The organism is Flavobacterium sp. GSP6 (assembly GCF_003984855.1).
Classification (GTDB): Bacteria; Bacteroidota; Bacteroidia; order Flavobacteriales; family Flavobacteriaceae; genus Flavobacterium.
In genome coordinates this window covers 227,158-247,153 of sequence record NZ_RYDO01000001.1, presented here as the reverse complement: position 1 = coordinate 247,153, position 19,996 = coordinate 227,158, and the positions used below count along the sequence as shown (strand labels likewise).

Genomic DNA, 19,996 nt, shown 5'->3' with positions numbered 1-19,996 from the left:
TGAACAGCAGGAAGAGCTCCTAAAAAATTAAATAATCAAGACATTACCGTAAATTAAGTATGCCTTGTTATTGATTATGAACCTTAGTCCCTTCAAAACTTTGCCTCTCTTAACCTTTTTGTTTACTTTTGCAAAAAATATATTTCTCAACTTAAAACTGTTTATAGCATGCAACTGTATAACACATTAAGCGCAGAGGAAAGAGCCATCATGATTGATGATGCCGGAAAACAACGTCTTACTTTGTCTTTCTATGCTTATGCGCAAATCTCAAATCCAACACAATTTCGTAACGAATTATTTCTGGCGTGGAACTCACTTGAAGTTTTGGGTCGGATTTATGTAGCCAGTGAGGGAATCAACGCCCAATTATCATTGCCTGCGGATCATTTCTATGCATTCAAAGATTCCATCGAGGTCTACGATTTTATGAAAGGAATCCGATTAAATATTGCCGTAGAACAAGACGATCATTCGTTCTTGAAACTCACCGTAAAAGTCCGTGATAAGATTGTGGCTGACGGTTTAGTCGATGAAACTTTTGATGTGACGAATATTGGAATTCACCTAAAAGCAAGGGAATTCAACGAACTTCTCGAAGATCCAAACACGATTGTAGTCGATATGCGAAATCATTACGAAAGTGAAATTGGACATTTCACCAAAGCTATCAAACCAGATGTGGATACTTTTCGGGAATCATTACCCATTATCGAAGAGCAGCTTACGGAACACAAACAAGACAAAAAACTATTGATGTATTGCACCGGAGGAATTCGCTGCGAAAAAGCCAGTGCTTATTTCAAACATAAAGGTTTTGAAAACGTGTACCAACTTGAAGGCGGAATTATTGAATACACCCGCCAGGTAAAAGCAGAAGGTTTAGAAAGTAAATTCATTGGAAAAAACTTCGTGTTTGATCATCGCTTGGGCGAAAGAATTACAGACGATATTGTTTCGCAATGCCATCAATGTGGCGCACCTTGTGACGTACATACCAATTGCGTGAACGAAGGTTGTCATTTACTTTTTATTCAATGTGACTCTTGCAAGGGAAAAATGGAAAACTGTTGTTCTGCTGAATGTGTAACTATAATTCATTTGCCGGAAGAAGAACAGAAAGCTATTAGACGAGGAATTAAAAACGGAAATAAGATCTTCAAAAAAGGGAAATCAGACGTTTTGACTTTCAAAAATAATCAAGATCCATTAGCAGGAGTTCCGAATCTTAGTGAATTGGCTGAGTCAAAAATTGCTCGCAGAGTAGCTACCGTTCTCAAAAAAGAAATAAAGATCAAAAAACAATACATTGGAAAAGGAACTCACTTTTATCCAAAACCAAGTATTGGTCAGTTTCTAATTGAAGAAAACGAAATCAAAATTGGTGATACGATTCTGATTAAAGGAGCTACAACCGGAGAACAAATAGTAATTATTGAAGAAATGCTGGTGAACGATTTAGCACAAGAAAAAGCAGTTTCTGGAGATACTTGTACTTTTAAATTGCCATTCCGGATTCGATTGTCAGATAAATTATATAAAGTTGTAGATTAGTGGAAATTTAAAACTAATTGTATGCCACATTCCTTTAATAAATTATGGATTCATGCTGTTTGGGCAACCAAAAACAGAGGTGAATTAATTGACTTTTCAATAGAGAAACAAGTATACGACTATATCAGACAAGAATTAATTGAATTGGGATGTCCCGTACGAATCATTAATGGAATGCCAGATCATATTCACGCCTTATTTTTATTAAATCCACAAAAATCAATTGCAGATGTAATAAAACAAATTAAAGGGAGCTCGTCACATTCTATAAATGGAGAAAATTTAATGATTGAAAAATTTGCTTGGCAAACAGGTTATGCCGCTTATTCCGTTAGTGAATCTCAATTAGAATCCGTTTATAATTACATAAAGAATCAAAAGCAACATCATTTAAAGAAAAATTCTCAAGATGAATTTGACGAATTTATAAAATTACATGGGTTAAGCCAAATTTGAAACCGTGGCTATCTTCAAAACACACACAACCATTAAACTATAGCCAACCGTTTCAACGGTTGGAGAAATTCATGAGACAATCTTTGAAAAATAATGTGTTATTCTTTACGTTGCCAACGGTTGAAACCGTGGGCTATATTCTAAACACACACAACCATTAAACTATAGCCAAACGTTTCAACGGTTGGAGACATTCATGAGACAATCTTTGAAAAATAATGTATTGTTCTTTACGTTGCCAACGGTTGAAACCGTAGGCGATGTTCAAAAAACACACAGCCATTAAACTATAGCCAACCGTTTCAACGGTTGGAGACATTCATGAGAAAACCTTTGAAAAATAATGTATTGTTCTTTACGTTGCCAACGGTTAAAACCGTGGCTATCTTCAAAACACACACAACTATTAAACTATAGCCAACCGTTTCAACGGTTGGAGACATTCATGAGACAATCTTTGAAAAATAATGTGTTGTTCTTTATGTTACCAGCGGTTGAAACCGTGGGCTATGTTCAAAAAACAAACAACCATTAAACTACAACCAACCGTTTCAACGGTTGGAGAAATTCATAGGACAAGCTTTGAAAAACAATGTATTGTTCTTTACGTTGCCTACGGTTGAAACCGTAGGCTATGTTCTAAACACACACAGCCATTAAACTATAGCCAACCGTTTCAACAGTTGAAGACATTCATGGGGCAATCTTTGAAATCAAAATAGATATAAAACACATCATATCTTTATAAGAAGGGATTCAAAACTAACCCATTACAAACTAATTTGTAATGGGTTTTTTTATTGAAAATTTATGAGGCATTCGTGCTTTTATGCGTTGTGACGTAAAATTAAAAAATACTATCTTTACACATTAAACGTTTTAAAAACATAAGTTGTGCTCGTCGCAACACTATATATAAAATTATGGCATGTACAAGTTGTTCAACTTCTGATGGTGGATCACCTAAAGGTTGTAAAAATAATGGGACTTGCGGCACCGACAGCTGCAATAAATTGACGGTTTTTGATTGGCTTTCTAATATGAGTCTGCCTAATGGTGACGCCCCTTTTGACTGTGTGGAAGTACGCTTCAAAAACGGCAGAAAAGAATTTTACCGCAATACAGAGAAATTAACGTTAAGCATGGGCGATATCGTGGCTACTGTTGCTTCTCCGGGACACGACATAGGAATTGTTACTTTGACAGGAGAATTAGTTAAAATTCAAATGAAGAAAAAAGGAGCCAATCACCTGGGCAACGAAATTCCGAAAATTTATAGAAAAGCATCCCAAAAAGATATTGATATTTGGTCTGCGGCACGGGAAAAAGAAGAGCCAATGAAGGTGCGCGCACGGGAACTGGCGATTGCTCAAAAACTGGAAATGAAGATTTCAGATATCGAATTTCAAGGGGACGGATCAAAAGCTACGTTTTATTACACGGCAAATGACCGAATTGATTTTCGAGCATTAATTAAAGATTTTGCTAAAGAATTCAGTACCCGAATAGAAATGAAACAAGTAGGTTTCCGTCAGGAAGCAGCTCGTTTAGGCGGAATAGGTTCTTGCGGAAGAGAATTGTGTTGTTCGACTTGGCTGACGGATTTTAGAAGTGTAAATACCTCAGCGGCACGGTACCAACAACTATCTTTGAATCCACAAAAACTAGCCGGACAATGCGGAAAATTGAAATGCTGTTTGAATTATGAACTGGATACGTACATGGATGCTTTGAAAGACTTCCCGGATTTTGAAACAAAATTGGTAACGGAAAAAGGAGATGCCATTTGCCAGAAACAAGATATTTTCAAAGGATTAATGTGGTTTGCCTACACCAATAATTTTGCAAATTGGCACGTATTGAAAATTGATCAAGTCCGAGAAATCATCGCTGAAAACAAACTGAAAAATAAAGTTTCTTCGCTAGAAGATTTTGCAATAGAAATCATTGCAGAACCAGAGAAAAACTTCAATAATGCAATGGGACAAGAAAGTTTAACTCGTTTTGATCAACCCAAAACGAAGAAAAAACCAAATAAAAAACGAAAACCAGGCGGTGAAAATGCAATTGTAGCAAACAGCAACAAACCTGCAAACAATACCCGTCAAACTCCAAATGACAAAAAGCCTGTGGAGCCAAGAAAACCTATAATTATTACTAAAAATGTGGATAAAAAATAGCGCTTTACTTCTTTTGGTAGTAATTCTATTCTGGTCGTGTGATAAAAAAAGGGTTTTTGATGACTATCAATCTGTGGGTAGTGCGTGGCATAAAGACAGCATTGTAACGTTCCATTTACCAGAACTAGATTCCACAAAACGCTATAATTTGTTTGTGAATTTGAGAGCGAATAATGCGTATCAATACAACAATTTGTTCTTAATTGTAGCTTTAGAACTACCTAATGGTTTTACAAAAGTAGACACGCTCGAATACCAAATGGCTGATCCGGAGGGATTACTATTAGGGAATGGATTTTCAGACATAAAAGAAAGCAAACTTTTTTATAAGGAAAATGTACGGTTTCGATCCAAATACACCGTTCATATTAAGCAAGCAGTCAGAGAAAACGGCAAAGTTCCCGGCGTGACGGCTTTAGACGGAGTTACAGATGTAGGTTTTAGAATAGAAAAAAAAGAATAAAATAGTATTATGGCTATCAAAAAAAACAACAGTCCCGCTAAAGATAATGACAAAGACATGGCTCATTACAAAAATATTTTTTGGAAAATATTCTTTGTAGGGTTAGGAAGTCTTGCTTTATTTTTCCTGTTTGCTTCCTGGGGAATCTTCGGTTCGATGCCCTCTTTTGAAGATTTAGAAAATCCCGATTCTAATTTAGCGACTGAGATCATATCCGCTGACGGAGTGGTTTTAGGGAAATATTTCGAAAAAAACAGATCTCAATTAAAGTATTCTGACTTGCCAAAAAATTTGGTTCAAGCACTAATCGCAACGGAAGATGCTCGTTTTTATGAGCATTCCGGCATTGACGGAAGAGGTACTTTGAGAGCCATCTCGAGCTTAGGAACCAGCGGAGGAGCCAGTACCTTGACGCAGCAATTAGCCAAACAATTATTTCACGGAGAAGGATCTAAATTCCTGCCTTTTAGAATTGTACAAAAAATAAAAGAATGGATTATTGCCATCCGATTAGAAAGACAATACACTAAAAATGAAATTATTGCCATGTATTGTAATGTATACGATTTTGGAAACAATTCTGTCGGAGTTAGTTCAGCCGCAAAAACGTATTTTTCTAAAGAACCAAAGGACTTAACCATCAGCGAGTCGGCAATATTAGTGGGAATGTTTAAAAATTCTGGTCTTTACAATCCTGTGAGAAATCCACAAGGAGTGATAAACCGAAGAAATGTAGTGCTTCTGCAATTAGAAAAAGGAAAAATAATTTCAAAAGAAGAAAAAGAAAGACTGCAAGCTTTACCAATCACATTAAAGTTCAAATTAGAAACGCACAAAGACGGAACAGCAACCTATTTCAGAGAATATTTAAGAGACTACCTAAAAAAATGGGCGGAGGAAAATAAAAAACCGGATGGTTCAGATTATGACATCTACAAAGATGGTCTAAAAATCTATACTACCATTGATTCCAGAATGCAACTGCACGCTGAAAAAGCAGTAACGGAGCACATGGCCAATCTTCAAGAAGAATTTTTCGAGCAATCCAAAACAAATAAAAATGCGCCATTTGTCAACATCTCTTCTGTAGAAACACAACGCATTTTAAGCCAAGCCATGAAATCATCGAACAGATGGGCGGTATTAAAATCACTGGAAAAAACGGACGAAGAAATTATAGCATCCTTTAGCATAAAAACTAAAATGAGAGTCTTCTCTTGGAAGGGAGAAAAAGACACTATTATGACGCCATTGGATTCCATTCGGTATTACAAACATTTTTTACAATCCGGACTCATGGCGATGGAACCTCAAACGGGAAATATAAAAGCGTGGGTTGGGGGTATCGATTATAAATATTTTCAATACGATCACGTAGGGCAAGGTGCCAGACAAGTTGGTTCCACTTTCAAGCCTTTTGTTTATGCTACAGCCATAGAGCAATTGAATATGTCACCTTGTGATTCCATTATTGATTCCCCTTTTATGATTAGAAAAGGACGTCATAATGTTACCGAAGATTGGGAACCAAAAAACTCCAACAACAGATACAGCGGAATGGTAACCCTAAAACGAGGATTGGCAAATTCCATCAATATTATATCCGCAAAATTAATAGACCGAGTAGGTCCGGCAGCTGTAGTCGATTTAGCCCATAAATTAGGCGTCAAATCAGAGATTCCGCTTCAGCCTTCCATTGCTTTGGGAGCCGTTGAAATAACCGTCGAAGATATGGTTGCTGCTTACAGCACCTTTGCCAATCAAGGCGTGTATATGAAACCCCAATTTATATCTCGAATCGAAGATAAAGGTGGCGTAATTATTTACGAACCCATCCCTGAATCACATGATGTTTTAAACAAAGACATCGCGTATGCCGTGATCAAATTATTAGAAGGCGTTACGGAAGGCGGGTCCGGAGATCGTCTGCGCACCACCGGCGGCGGAAACGGAGACAAACGCTGGACAGGATATCCCTATCAATTTAAAAATCCTATTGCAGGTAAAACAGGAACTACACAAAACCAATCTGACGGATGGTTTATGGGAATGGTTCCTAATCTTGTAACTGGAGTCTGGGTGGGTTGCGAGGACCGTTCTGCCCGTTTCAAAAGCATAACTTACGGACAAGGTGCCACAGCAGCACTGCCGGTTTGGGGTTATTTTATGAAACTTTGTTACGAAGATCCCGCCCTAAAAGTATCCAAAGCATCCTTTGAAAGACCCGCAAATCTATCCATAAAAGTAGACTGCTACACCGCTCCAAAAGTAATAGACACCACTAATATTGAACAAAATACCGATGAATTTGAATTGTAAAATTTTCATCTGGAGCTAATCCAGCCATCCGCTATATCTTTTAGTCTCCTTAAAAAAGAAGACTAAAAGGATGTCGCTTCTATCTGGGCTAGGCAATTCGTTCTTAAAATTAAATCTTGTTGTTATTAATACTACAAACAGATTGGGTTCTTCTTTAAATTAAAATTCGTCAACTAGCATTCAATTTTATGATTAACAAAAAAGTAAATAACGTACATAAAGCCCTTCAAGGAATTGAAAACGGGATGACCATCATGCTGGGCGGTTTCGGATTATGCGGTATTCCAGAAAATTCCATCGCCGAATTAGTAAAAAAAGAAACTACGGATTTAACCTGTATCTCAAACAATGCAGGAGTAGATAATTTTGGCCTTGGATTGCTTTTGCAAAAACGCCAAATCAAAAAAATGATTTCTTCTTACGTAGGTGAAAATGCCGAATTTGAGAGTCAAATGCTATCTGGAGAACTCGATGTAGAATTAATCCCGCAAGGAACTCTTGCAGAACGATGTCGTGCGGCACAAGCAGGAATTCCAGCTTTTTTTACCCCTGCCGGTTATGGAACTGAAGTAGCCGAAGGGAAGGAAGCACGGGAATTCAACGGAAAAATGCATCTTATGGAATACGCTTTCAAAGCTGATTTTGCCATCGTAAAAGCATGGAAAGGTGATGAAGCCGGCAACCTAGTTTTCAAAGGAACAGCACGAAACTTTAATCCTTGTATGGCCGGAGCGGCAAAAATAACTATCGCCGAAGTAGAAGAATTATTGCCTGTAGGTAGTTTAGATCCAAACGAAATTCATATTCCAGGAATACTTGTAAATAGAATTTTTCAAGGTGTGAAATATGAAAAAAGAATTGAACAAAGAACCGTGAGAAAAATTTTCTGATTATGGCTTTAGATAAAAATCAAATTGCAAAACGCATTGCAAAAGAATTAAAACACAACTACTATGTGAATCTCGGAATCGGGATTCCAACATTAGTTGCTAATTATGTCCCAGAAGGAATTGACGTCGAATTTCAAAGTGAAAACGGAATTCTCGGCATGGGTCCATTCCCTTTAGAAGGCGATGAAGACGCTGATTTAATCAACGCCGGAAAACAAACCATAACTACTTTGCCTGGAGCCAGTTTCTTCGACTCCGCATTCAGTTTTGGAATGATTCGGGGACAACATGTTGACTTAACAATCCTTGGTGCAATGGAAGTTTCCGAAAATGGTGATATTGCCAACTGGAAAATTCCTGGTAAAATGGTCAAAGGAATGGGTGGGGCAATGGATTTAGTGGCTTCTGCCGAGAATATTATTGTAGCCATGATGCATGTCAACAAAGCTGGCGAATCTAAAATACTTAAAAAATGTACCTTGCCTTTAACGGGGGTAGGTTGCGTTAAAAAAGTCGTTACTGAACTAGCCGTTTTAGAAATAGCCCCACAAGGCTTCAAATTATTGGAACGCGCACCGGGTGTAACTGTAGCGCATATTATTGCTTCTACTGAGGCGGATTTGATCATAGAAGGTGAAATTCCGGAAATGGTTATTGAGTAGCCCGAGTCTTAAAAATACAAAAAAACCACAATTTAATGAAATTTAGGGCTTTTTGTATTTAGTGATTTAGGTTCTAAAAATTGTATTTCCCTCCAAGGTAAATACTCCTTCCGCTAGCATTAATTCCAGAGGCAAAAGTCCTGTATTGTATATCTAAAACATTTTCAATACCGGAATAAACAGTGAACTGTTCCGTTAAAGATAATGATCCTTTCAAATTATAGGTTTCCCAAGAAGGCATTCCATTTTTTGGAGCATATTGCAAATTATCTTCTCCACTAGGCGAGTAATTGCTCAACTCTTTTTTTCCATTATACAACATATATAAATCCAAATTTACTAGTTTACTTTCATATTTAAAACCTGTTTTTCCATAAAATGGAGCAACATGGTCTAAAGGAAAATTACCCACCGCATTTTGGACTCTACCGTGAGTAAAATTGAAAGTGCCATAAAACAAGAATGATTTTGTGATATAACTTCTTAAGGTAGAGGAAATTCCGCTAATATTTCCTTTTCCTTGATTTTGATTGGCAAGAATGAGACTGTTTTTTCCTTCATAAACAATCGAAGATTGTCCGTTTAACGTAAAAGAACCCGTTATTATTGCATCATACAGTCTTGTGTAATAAAAAATATTTTCAAACTGAAAACGTTTACCTTCCCAAAAAGTAATGCTCAAATCAGCCGTTACTGATTTTTCAGGCCTCAAATCTTTGTTTGGTACAATTAAAGTTCCTGCTGCCGATTCGAATATTTTTGCTAAATCATCAATGTTTGCAACTCGAAATGCAGAAGCTAAATTAAAACCTATTTTTGTGTTTTCGCTGGCATTATTTACAATTCCAACGGCACCGCTATAGGTAAAGTTTTTTTGTGATACGCTAGTATAAGGTAAATTCAGAAAATTGGTTAAAATTTCGCTATTCAAAGTCGTGTAACCAGCCCTAGCACTTACATTACACGAGGCTGTTTTGTTAATGTCATTGCTGTAGGATGCAAAACCTTCGGCTCTAAAAGTATTGTTTTTTCCATCTGGATAACGCGAATCAGTAATGCTTTCAGCATTAGTTAAAATATTTTTTTTATTTCCTAAAGAATTTAAATTATCATAATAAACATCGGCGCCATAAATAAAATCACCATTACCTATTTTTGTTTTAAAATCAGAATTGATGGCAAATATCGAAACTTTTTCAATCCTTGAACTTTGCGTTGGATTGCCGAAATTACGGGTAATTCTACTTTCTTCGATGTTTTGATAACTGGCAACCAAATTCATATCACTGTTTAAGAATACCTTCTTTTTGTCTAATTTATAAGAAGAAATTAACCTTTTTTGTGGACCATAATTCCAAACTGCAGATTTAAATTTTCCGTTTGAACTCAAATCAGTTAGCCTGTCATATCTGGGAATGTTTGATGTGGTAGAAAATTGTAAATTTATACTATGTCGTGTGCTGATATTCTGCTGAAAAATAATTTTTTGCATAAAATCATATTGTTTATATCCAGAAAATTTTTGCACATATTTATCATCATTAGCAACTTTAATGTCAATACCATCTTTGGTTACCACATAAAAAGGTCTTTCTCCAAAAAAATCATTGCTACCATTTTTATGTTTTCCCATTTTTAAATCCCCATAATCATTATAGGAGAATGAAGTTAAGTAACCCCATTTTTGACCCGCAAAGTTGAAATCTAAATGACCTGATTTTCCTTGGTTTGCAGAGTTATAATTTGTTAAAGCAGTTCCGCTAACCTTTTGGTTTTCCGTATCGGAAAGCAATTTTGCAATTTTAGTTTGTAAATAAATGGCTCCGCCAAGCGCATCACTTCCGTGAATAGTAGATGATGGTCCAAAAAGCACGTCTACATTTTCAAGCATATTTTTATCAACAGTAATTATGTTTTGCAAATGTCCAGCTCTGTAAATTAAGTTATTCATTCGGATTCCATCAACGAGTAATAAAATTCTACTGGATTCAAAACCCCTAATAACAGGGCTTCCGCCGCCCTGTTGCGATTTTTGAACTGCTAAAGTCCCCGAATTCCCTAACACATCGGCACTGGACTGGAAGTTATTAAACTCGATTTCTTTTTTAGAAATACTTTCAATTTGTTGCGTAATTTTTCTTTTTGGTTTTGCAAATCGTTGTGTACTTACAACTACTTCATCTAATCCTATTGAATTTATAATGTCTTTTTTAGTTTGGGAAAATCCCGACAAAGAGTAAATACAAACCATTACGATTATTATTATTTTCATGTTTGTGTAATTAATTTTGTTTAAAATAGATACTTCAAAAAAAAACATGGAGTATCTAATAGTGAATAGATAAAGGATCTAGTTTTTAAATTAAATTGAGTATTATGATTTTTAATTATATCAATTTTAAAATCAATTTTAAAACCAAAATTCACTTTGTTTTTTTGTAAGAGGTGATTAAAGAGAAAGATTCGTTTTTACTTACTTTTAAAATAGCATTTGTCGTAATTTCAATCTCAAAACAAAAATCTCAAATAATCAGTTGTTTTTGATTTTTACAGGGAAATTCAGCTTTTAATTCAGCTTTTAGAAAAACCAAGTCGCCACAAAAATAGCCGTAATCACACAAATCAAATCGACTATAAGCATCGTTCCTAATGCATAACGCGTATTTTTAATATTTACGGAACCAAAATAAACGGCTATCACATAGAAAGTACTTTCGGCACTACATTGAAAAATACTACTCAATCTTGCCGTTAAGGAATCAGCACCAAAAGTATTCATTGAGTCAATCAAAAATCCTCTTGATCCTGCAGAACTAAAGGGACGAAGCAACGCAACTGGTAAGGCATCCGTGATTTGCTTGCTAACACCCATATTTGAGAAAATAAAAGCGATCCAATTGCTAATAATTTCAAATAAACCACTGTTTCTAAATAAAGAAATGGCAACCAACATTCCCAATACATAAGGAAAAATAGTTACTCCAGTTTTCACACCATTGTTTGCTCCTACTACAAAAGAATCAAAAACTGTAGTACTTGCGACCGTAAACTTCTTCTCATTTATAAAGGAGAAAATCAGGGTAAAAGCAATAATTCCAATTAATATTAAAGCAGAAAGATTAGCCGTAAAATAGTTTTTCCCGATTAAATCTAAATGGTTCACATACATCAACAAACCAACAATTGCAGCTATTAAAACCATCAATACAATCACTAGAGAAGCACTTTTGAAATTGATTTTTTGCTTCACTCCAACAATTAGAAATGCTGCAATAGTTCCTATAAAAGAAGTGATAATACAAGGTAACATCACATCCGCCGGATTGCTGGCATTAGCCGCAGCACGATACCCTATAATAGAGGTTGCAATCAAAGTAAGACCTGAAGCATGCAAACACATGAACATAATTTGTGCATCACTAGCCTTATCTTTCTCAGGATTTATCTCTTGTAAACTCTCCATGGCTTTTAGACCAAAAGGAGTTGCAGCAGAATCTAATCCTAAGAAATTAGCAGCAAAATTTAAGGTCATATAGGAAATGGAAGGATGATTTTTAGGAATACTAGGAAACACTTTTACAAAAACTGGACTCAATGCTTTCGCTAACTTTCCAGAAGCTCCGGAGATGATTAAAAGCTCCATTAATCCACAGAAAAAGGCCAAGTAAGCCATCAACGGAAGGACTAAATCAAGCAAAGTACTTTTGCACGTTGGCAGTAAACCATCTGATTTTTGAACGCCACTGTATATTTTTACGGTTTTGTTTTTATAAACATAAGTCGTATCCGCATTTAGCGTATCACGATTAATTATCATGGTTTGTTCTGGTGCTTTTTTGATGCTGTCTTTAATAAAAGCAGGAAGTTCTTCGACAAATTTCTCCGAAACCAGAATTGGATCATCTTTCTTTCCATTCAAAACGTGGTCAATAGTATAACTGTCTCCCGAAAACAAACTAAACACTACAAATACAATTGCTGAAATAAAAATGACTAACCAAAATCTACTCAATACCATAATCTATAATTTTTGTAAATGTAAAAATTTAAAAAGTTTAACCGTAAATTCGCTAATAAAAATAAACCAGGAATAAACATTTCGATTCGCAAAATATCCAATTTGCGAATTGGCGGTAAATTATCACACATGAATTATTTCGTCCTCAATCAATAATTCTTCCCGTCTTAATCTCAAGAAAATCTGCGCCACGGCGATCGTGTCTTTCTCACAATAGGTTACAATACGATCAATATCTTTGTCTACATAAAATACATGTCCTACCTGGCTACCGTCGATATCGCCTTTTGGAGAAGGGATTCCAAGGACTTTACACATCAATTTCAAAGAAGTAAAATGCTTGTAATCGCCAAATTTCCACAATTCCAAGGTATCCAAATGGGGGATTTCCCATGGTTTTTTTCCAAATAAATTCAGTTTGTTTGGAATGGCGATTTGGTTGATAATCATGCGTCGGGCAAGGAACGGAATATCGAATTCCTTGGCATTGTGCCCACACAAAACATGTTGCGGCTGGTTGAAATGAGTATTCAGCAAAGTATTAAAATCTAACAATAGTTTCTTTTCTTCACCAAAAAAAGAAGTCACCCTAAAATTCCGAATATCGCCTTTGATGGTAAAATAACCCACCGAAATACAAACGATTTTCCCAAACTCGGCCCAAATTCCCGCACGATCGTAGAAATCCTCGGGAGTATATTCGTCTTTGCGCTGGTATTGGGTTTTATGTTCCCAAAGATCTTGCATTTCAGCATCTAATGCATTGAAATCTTCGGCTTCCGGAACGGTTTCGATGTCCAGAAACAGAATGTTATTGAGGTTTATTTTTTCTATCATTTGATGGCACGCAGCTTACGTGGATTTTTACAGATTTTTACAGATTTTCTTAAACGAATATACCAAATTTATTCATCAACAACTAAAACAAACTTTGTTGCGTCGTTGGATTCTCATGTTCCAATAACCATTTTTTTCGCCATAATCCGCCTGCATATCCTGTTAGTGAACCATCTGTTCCAATGACTCTGTGACAGGGCACGACAATCCAAAGCGGATTTTTCCCGTTAGCAGATGCAACGGCTCTAATGGCTTTGACATCACCCAAAATTTTGGATTGTTCGAGATATGTTCTCGTTTTCCCATAAGGAATGTCCAGTAAAGATTTCCAGACTTTTTGTTGGAATTCAGTCCCTTTTGGATTTAATTTAAAATCGAAATCGGTTCTCTTGCCTTCAAAATATTCGTTGAGTTGTACAACGGCTTGTTGTAAAACAGCCTGAATTGTATTTGAACACAACCCTTCTTCGGTGACTGAAATTCGTGATATTCCACTTTCATCGCCTATGATTTTGGCAATTCCCAATGGCGTTTTGATGTATGCGGTTTCCATATTTTAAAGATAAAAAAAATACCCACATTGTTCCTAAAGAAGTAATAAAGTTCAGAAATAAATGCACTTAAAGTGTTTTGAGCATAAAAAAACCATTCGCAGAGACGAATGGTTCTTGTATTTTAACCCCGATAGCAGCGGCATCTCGCGATTTAGAAAAACAAGGCTTTTTATCCGTAGTTTTTATTTATCGGGAATACAGCGGATAGCGGGAGTAGCTCCTAAAAAACGCCAGGATTATTTCAAATTGGAATATACGTATGCTTCCAAGGCTTTCAATTCGTCATCAGACATGGCTTTGGTAACCACGAAGTTTGTTTTCATCACTTCATACTGGCTAGGATCAACAATAGGCTCGCCTTCGCCTTTCAAAAACGTTACGATACTTGCGTTTTTATCTTTATAAATCTTAGCAATATCCTGCAGGCTAGGCCCTATAACCTTTTTGTCAACCTGATGGCAGGCCACACAATTTCCTTTCCCTTTGAAAATTTCTTCTCCCAATTGCTCTGGTGTTTGAGCAATTTCTTCGGTAGTGGTTGGGTATAAAGGTTCTTTTTTGGCTTCTTCTTTTTTACAAGAAGCTAAGGCTAAAACGGCAAATAAAAACAATGTCTTTCTCATGTTAATTTCTTTAATTATAGGTGGCTCAGTGGCTAGAATTACCATCCAATATACTTGGGTGGCTGAATTTGATTCAGATTCAAATATACTAAAATTTGTGCTCTGTGATGGGTAACATGGTCTTGCATCAAATTAAGTATTTGCAATTTTGATTTTTGACCCGCAAAAAAAGTAACTTTTTGGGATAATTCAGCATCATTGGTTTTTTGGACAACTCTTTTTGCTGCATCAAAAGAGGTTTTTATCTCTTGGATTATTTGTGCTTTTGAAAGCCCTTTTACGGCTTCTTTTTTCACATATTTCTCTTCCGAAAAATAAGTTGTGCCCAACCAATTCATGTTATCTTGTATGTGAAATAATTGTTCTTTAAAGGACATTTCACGTTCAGCGGGTTTATAATCATATTTATCTTCCGGCATAGCTTCTGCAACGGCCACTAAATAATCTTTGGAATTATCCCATTTCTCTATGAAAGTAGAAACTACTTCCGCTTGTGCAAAAATGCTATTGGAAAGCAATAAAACCACTATTATTAAACATTTTTTCATTTCTATTTGTTAAGAAGTATTGCAGCCTCTTTCGCAAAATAGGTCGAAATCAAACTGGCTCCCGCTCGTTTGATACACATTAATTGCTCCATCATAATTTTATCGTGATCGAGCCAACCTCTTTCGGCAGCGGCTTTGATCATTGCATATTCACCCGAAACGTGGTAGACTGTTACCGGCACATTTACCGCATTTTTAACTTCGCGAACGATATCTAAATACGCAATTCCCGGTTTTACCATCACCATATCAGCACCTTCCTCTACGTCCCACAAGGCTTCTTTTATGGCTTCAATGCGATTGGCATAATCCATTTGGTATGTTTTTTTATCTTTTGGAATTTCAGTGGCGTCAACAGGAGCGCTGTCTAACGCGTCACGGAACGGCCCGTAAAATGCCGACGCGTATTTAGCCGAATAACTCATGATGCCTACGTTATGAAAACCGGCAGTATCCAGACCCTCGCGCAAACGCAATACACGTCCGTCCATCATGTCCGATGGCGCTACAAAATCGGCTCCGGCCTGCGCATGAGAAACAGCCATTTTTACCAAAGCATCATTCGTCGAATCGTTTTCTATATCACCTTTTGCAATGATTCCGTCATGTCCATAAATAGAATAAGGATCCAAAGCCACATCAGGCATTACAATCATTTCCGGACAAGCAGCTTTGATGGCACGTATGGCATTTTGCATCAATCCGTTTGGATTCCACGCTTCCAGTCCCGTATTGTCTTTTAAATTTTCACTTACTTTTACATAAATATTTACTGCACGAATGCCCAATGCAAATATTTCTTTGACTTCTTCTACAGTTAAATCTATCGAACGACGGAATATACCCGGCATGGAAGAAATTTCTACTTGTACATTTTCGCCTTCAGCTATAAACATAGGAAACATAAAATCCGATGGACTTAAACTCGTTTCACGAACTAAACTCCTTATGGATTCGTTTGTTCTTAATCTTCTGCCTCTGTGTAATGGGAACATATATTTTCGTTTAAAGTTTCAGGTTTAAAAGTTTAAAGTTAAACCCATTTAAAATTTAAAATTCAGAATTTAAAATAAATCTAAAGCCAATCTCTTGGGTTTTCTAATACGTGAACTAATTTTTCTTCTTCGCTTCCCGCTTCCGGATGATGATCGTACACCCATTGTACATTTGGTGGCAAACTCATCAGGATACTTTCGATTCTTCCGTTGGTTTTTAGTCCAAATAAAGTGCCTTTGTCATGAACCAAATTAAACTCGACATAACGACCGCGGCGTATTTCTTGCCACGTTCTATTTTCTGGCGTATAGGGTAAATCTTTTCTTTTTTCTACAATTGGAACATAGGCTTCGAGGAAACTATTGCCGACTTCTGAAACGTAATTGAACCAATCTTGCATACTCATCTCTGGAGTTACTTTGCAATAATCGAAAAACAAGCCGCCAATTCCTCGTGCTTCATTGCGATGCGCATTCCAGAAATAGGCATCACATTGTTTCTTATATTTTGGATAAAACTCCGGATTGTGTTTGTCGCAAGCAGTTTTACAGGTTTGATGAAAATGAATTGCATCTTCTTCAAACAGATAATAGGGTGTTAAATCTTGTCCGCCACCAAACCATTGCTGAATTACATTTCCGTTATCATCGTACATTTCGAAATAGCGCCAGTTGGCATGAACCGCAGGAACCATTGGATTTTTTGGATGCATTACCAAACTTAATCCACAGGCAAAAAAATCAGCTTCGCCCACATTAAACATTTTTTGCATGGCTTCGGGTAACTTCCCGTGAACTGCCGAAATATTCACGCCACCTTTTTCGAAAACTTTTCCGTTTTCGATCACGCGGGTTCTTCCTCCTCCTCCTTCCGGCCGTTCCCAAAGGTCTTCACGGAATTTGGCTTGACCTTCAACCGCTTCCAATCCTTCACAGATTTGGTCTTGAAGGTTTTGTATGTAGGTGTAAAATTGTTGTTTCATTTTAAGTTAAAAGTGTTTAAATTATTTTTTAGTTTTTTTAAACCACTAAATAATAATGCTTTAAAAATAAAAGTGACTAAAAAGCGACTAAAAGTATCTAAATTAATTCCCAATAATACCCAGGTGTACACTTTATCTTCCAAAACACCCCTACAAGGTTAAAAAAACCTTGTAGTAAAGACTGCAAACTGAACACTAATTACTGTATACTATTTCCCGTACTCCTTCACCGCATCAATAAACGCTTTCGCGTGATCCACAGGAATATTTGGTAAAATTCCGTGACCTAAATTCACGATGTATTTGTCTTTTCCGAATTCGTCAATCATTTCATGTACCATTTTCTTGATAACCGGAATTGGAGATAACAATCTGGAAGGATCAAAATTTCCTTGTAATGTGATGTTTCCGCCAGACAAGTATCTTGCATTTCTTGGAGAACACGTCCAATCTACACCAAGTGCCGAAGCCCTACTTTTTCCCATTTCATTCAATGCAAACCAACATCCTTTTCCGAAAACGATAACCGGTGCATCATCAGCCAAAGCTTCAATGATTTGATTGATATATTTCCAAGAGAATTCCTGATAATCAACTGGAGATAACATTCCGCCCCAAGAGTCAAAAATTTGAACAGCATCCACTCCTGATTTCACTTTTTCTTTCAAATATAAAATCGTGGTATCAGTGATTTTTTGCAATAAAACATGCGCAGCTTCTGGGTGTTGGAAACAAAATCCTTTGGCCATATCAAAACTTTTAGAACCTTTCCCTTCAACAGCATAACACATAATTGTCCAAGGAGAACCTGCAAAACCAATTAACGGCACCTCATCATTCAACATTTCCTTAGTCAATTTGATAGCGTCAAAAACGTACCCTAATGTTTCATGAACATCTGGTACAATTACTTTCTCCACATCTTGAATCGTACGAATTGGATTTGGTAAAAATGGACCGAAATTTTCTTTCATCAACACTTCAATTCCCATGGCTTGCGGAATTACCAAGATATCTGAAAACAAAATGGCAGCATCCGGAGCAATTCTGCGAATCGGCATCATCGTTATTTCGGCTGCTAATTCCGGAGTCTGACAACGGGTAAAAAAATCATATTTATCACGCAATGCGATAAATTCCGGCAAAAACCGTCCGGCTTGACGCATCATCCAAACTGGCGGACGTTGTACTGTTTCTCCTTTTAGTGCTCTTAAAAATAGGTCGTTTTTGATCATGTATTTAAATTTTAGCGGATTGCTAGATGCTTTCCGGTGTATAATATTCAATAACTTCCAAAATCACGGCTTCGATAGTTGGTGTTTCGGGAATTACTATGTTTTTAATTTTCTTTGTTTCTAATGCTGCTGCTGTAGTAGTGCCTACGCAAAAACAAACTTCATTCTTGATTTTATTATTTGTCAAATAACTTTCAACGGCAGATGGGCTAAAAAACAGAATTCCGTCAAAATTTTCTTGGTCTGATATTTTAAAAGGCGCTGGTGTTGTTTGATACACTTCGATTTCATTAAAAATTATTCCGGCACTTTTTAATGCTTCAGGCAACGTTTCTTTACGCAAATTTCCGCTCAAAAAAGTATAGCTTTCTTTATTGTAAATTAAAGTGATTATTTCGGCTAATTCAGAGGCATAATCCAAATACACATCAACTGTAAAGCCATGCAATTCCAGTAATTCTTTGGTTTTAATACCTACACAAAAAACAGGTTTAGTCTTTAAAACTTCCCAACCGTTTTGTTCTATCAAACTTAAAACAGCATTTTGGCTGCTAAAAATTAAGTTGTTGTTGATGGTACTGAGTTCGAAAAGGTTGTTTTTTATTTCGATGAAATCTTGTTCCAAAAGATCAAAATTAGCATCAATAAATACTTGCCTTTGTTCTGCCGATAATGTTTTGGTGGATAAAATGCTTGTTTGGCTCATTATTTCTTCAAATTAATTTTAATTGCTGTCATCAATTCTGCTCCGCCATTTTCTAAAATTTCTTTGGCACAATAAAAGCCTAATTTCTTCCATTCCTGCATCGGAACGATTTTTTCTATTTCGATTTTTTGTTTCCCATCAATTGAAAACAAAACGCCTTTGAATACTATTTCCTCTTCTGTAAATACTGCCAAAGCGCCAATTGGTGCCGTACAACCGCCTTCGAGTGTTTTCAGAAACTGTCTTTCAATGTGTGTACATACCTCGGCATCAATATCATTTAACTCAGAAACGGCCTCTCTGCAAAATTCATCTTTTGCCATCGCAACAATCACCATTGCGCCTTGAGCTGGCGCCGGAATCATCCAATCCAAGTCGATATAATTAGAAGGTTTCAAGTTGATTCTTTCCAAACCTGCTGCCGCAAAAACGGCTCCGTTCCAACCGCTTTCCTGCAATTTCTGCATTCTCGTATTGACGTTTCCACGTAAATCAACTACTTTATGGTTGGGGTATTTATTGAGCCATTGTGCCTGACGACGCAAACTGCCTGTGGCAATTGTTCCTGCTCCATTACGAAAATCAAGGGTTCCTTTGTACACTAGGATATCTAACGTATTGGCTCTTTCCAAAACTGCTGCTTGTACAATTCCTATTGGCAAAGCCGTAGGAACATCTTTCATGGAATGCACCGCAATATCAACCTGACCGTTGATCATGGCAATATCAAGTGTTTTAGTAAAAATGCCTGTGATTCCTAATTCGTAAAGTGGTTTGTCAAGGATAATATCTCCTTGCGATTTTACCGCTATAATTTCGGTTTTATAGCCTAAATCATTTAGTTTTTTTTCGACGGTATGGGCTTGCCAGAGTGCGAGTTCACTGTCTCGGGTTCCTATGCGTATTGTTTTGTTTGCCATTTTTATTTTTTCAAACCAAGAGGAATTAAAGGTTTATTTTAATGAAATTTAAT

The 19,996-nt window shown here is 36.5% G+C and carries 19 protein-coding genes; 7 read left to right on the top strand and 12 right to left on the bottom strand.

Annotated features, from left to right (window positions below; translation table 11 throughout):
* Nucleotides 1–168: 168 nt before the first annotated feature.
* Nucleotides 169–1,554 (top strand): rhodanese-related sulfurtransferase, encoded by a 1,386-nt coding sequence (locus EKM03_RS01120; protein WP_126567788.1) that lies wholly within the window; start codon nucleotides 169–171, stop codon nucleotides 1,552–1,554.
* A 21-nt stretch (nucleotides 1,555–1,575) separates the two neighbouring features.
* The gene (gene tnpA, locus EKM03_RS01115) at nucleotides 1,576–2,010 is read left to right on the top strand and encodes an IS200/IS605 family transposase (RefSeq protein ID WP_126563558.1); all 435 of its coding nucleotides are present in this window, start codon (nucleotides 1,576–1,578) and stop codon (nucleotides 2,008–2,010) included.
* Between the two features lie 157 nt (nucleotides 2,011–2,167).
* Here the strand turns inward: tnpA and EKM03_RS14940 are convergent, their stop codons facing one another.
* On the bottom strand, nucleotides 2,168–2,329 hold the full coding sequence (locus EKM03_RS14940) for a hypothetical protein (RefSeq protein ID WP_156063281.1): 162 nt from the start codon (nucleotides 2,327–2,329) through the stop codon (nucleotides 2,168–2,170).
* 604 nt (nucleotides 2,330–2,933) lie between these two features.
* Here EKM03_RS14940 and EKM03_RS01110 point away from each other — a divergent pair.
* The 5 genes from EKM03_RS01110 to EKM03_RS01090 all read left to right on the top strand — a co-directional run bounded on the left by EKM03_RS01110 (nucleotide 2,934) and on the right by EKM03_RS01090 (nucleotide 8,524).
* On the top strand, nucleotides 2,934–4,190 hold the full coding sequence (locus tag EKM03_RS01110; RefSeq protein ID WP_126457706.1) for a regulatory iron-sulfur-containing complex subunit RicT: 1,257 nt from the start codon (nucleotides 2,934–2,936) through the stop codon (nucleotides 4,188–4,190).
* Nucleotides 4,174–4,653 (top strand): gliding motility lipoprotein GldH, encoded by a 480-nt coding sequence (locus EKM03_RS01105; protein WP_126457707.1) that lies wholly within the window; start codon nucleotides 4,174–4,176, stop codon nucleotides 4,651–4,653. The genes EKM03_RS01110 and EKM03_RS01105 overlap by 17 nt, the downstream gene beginning before the upstream one ends.
* A 9-nt stretch (nucleotides 4,654–4,662) precedes the next feature.
* The gene (locus EKM03_RS01100; protein WP_126739731.1) at nucleotides 4,663–6,972 is read left to right on the top strand and encodes a penicillin-binding protein 1A; all 2,310 of its coding nucleotides are present in this window, start codon (nucleotides 4,663–4,665) and stop codon (nucleotides 6,970–6,972) included.
* 188 nt (nucleotides 6,973–7,160) lie between these two features.
* The gene (locus EKM03_RS01095; protein ID WP_126457709.1) at nucleotides 7,161–7,862 is read left to right on the top strand and encodes a CoA transferase subunit A; all 702 of its coding nucleotides are present in this window, start codon (nucleotides 7,161–7,163) and stop codon (nucleotides 7,860–7,862) included.
* A 2-nt stretch (nucleotides 7,863–7,864) separates the two neighbouring features.
* Nucleotides 7,865–8,524, top strand: a complete 660-nt coding sequence (locus EKM03_RS01090; protein ID WP_126739730.1) for a CoA transferase subunit B — start codon at nucleotides 7,865–7,867, stop codon at nucleotides 8,522–8,524.
* A gap of 73 nt (nucleotides 8,525–8,597) precedes the next feature.
* Here the strand turns inward: EKM03_RS01090 and EKM03_RS01085 are convergent, their stop codons facing one another.
* The 11 genes from EKM03_RS01085 to hemC form a co-directional block, all read right to left on the bottom strand.
* A complete protein-coding gene (locus EKM03_RS01085) occupies nucleotides 8,598–10,796 on the bottom strand; it encodes a TonB-dependent siderophore receptor (RefSeq protein ID WP_158616361.1) in 2,199 nt (732 codons plus the stop codon).
* 306 nt (nucleotides 10,797–11,102) lie between these two features.
* Entirely contained in the window at nucleotides 11,103–12,542 is a 1,440-nt protein-coding gene (locus tag EKM03_RS01080; RefSeq protein ID WP_126739728.1) for a nucleoside recognition domain-containing protein, read from the bottom strand.
* A gap of 123 nt (nucleotides 12,543–12,665) precedes the next feature.
* Entirely contained in the window at nucleotides 12,666–13,379 is a 714-nt protein-coding gene (locus tag EKM03_RS01075; RefSeq protein ID WP_126577119.1) for a 3'-5' exonuclease, read from the bottom strand.
* A gap of 82 nt (nucleotides 13,380–13,461) precedes the next feature.
* Nucleotides 13,462–13,932 (bottom strand): methylated-DNA--[protein]-cysteine S-methyltransferase, encoded by a 471-nt coding sequence (locus EKM03_RS01070; protein WP_126457717.1) that lies wholly within the window; start codon nucleotides 13,930–13,932, stop codon nucleotides 13,462–13,464.
* A gap of 237 nt (nucleotides 13,933–14,169) precedes the next feature.
* Nucleotides 14,170–14,556 (bottom strand): c-type cytochrome, encoded by a 387-nt coding sequence (locus tag EKM03_RS01065; RefSeq protein WP_126457718.1) that lies wholly within the window; start codon nucleotides 14,554–14,556, stop codon nucleotides 14,170–14,172.
* A gap of 38 nt (nucleotides 14,557–14,594) precedes the next feature.
* Nucleotides 14,595–15,104 carry a DinB family protein gene (locus tag EKM03_RS01060; RefSeq protein WP_126563552.1) on the bottom strand — a complete coding sequence of 170 codons (510 nt, stop codon included), beginning with the start codon at nucleotides 15,102–15,104 and terminating at the stop codon, nucleotides 14,595–14,597.
* 2 nt (nucleotides 15,105–15,106) lie between these two features.
* Nucleotides 15,107–16,099 (bottom strand): porphobilinogen synthase, encoded by a 993-nt coding sequence (hemB, locus tag EKM03_RS01055; protein ID WP_126563551.1) that lies wholly within the window; start codon nucleotides 16,097–16,099, stop codon nucleotides 15,107–15,109.
* A gap of 80 nt (nucleotides 16,100–16,179) precedes the next feature.
* Nucleotides 16,180–17,082, bottom strand: coding sequence for an oxygen-dependent coproporphyrinogen oxidase (gene hemF, locus EKM03_RS01050; protein ID WP_126739727.1), 903 nt, complete (start codon nucleotides 17,080–17,082; stop codon nucleotides 16,180–16,182).
* A gap of 209 nt (nucleotides 17,083–17,291) precedes the next feature.
* Nucleotides 17,292–18,317: a uroporphyrinogen decarboxylase gene (hemE, locus tag EKM03_RS01045; protein ID WP_126739726.1), complete on the bottom strand. Its 1,026-nt coding sequence runs from the start codon at nucleotides 18,315–18,317 to the stop codon at nucleotides 17,292–17,294.
* A gap of 22 nt (nucleotides 18,318–18,339) precedes the next feature.
* Nucleotides 18,340–19,023, bottom strand: a complete 684-nt coding sequence (locus EKM03_RS01040; RefSeq protein WP_126739725.1) for a uroporphyrinogen-III synthase — start codon at nucleotides 19,021–19,023, stop codon at nucleotides 18,340–18,342.
* A complete protein-coding gene (hemC, locus tag EKM03_RS01035) occupies nucleotides 19,023–19,943 on the bottom strand; it encodes a hydroxymethylbilane synthase (protein ID WP_126561385.1) in 921 nt (306 codons plus the stop codon). Before hemC ends, EKM03_RS01040 begins: the two co-directional genes overlap by 1 nt.
* Nucleotides 19,944–19,996: the final 53 nt, after the last annotated feature.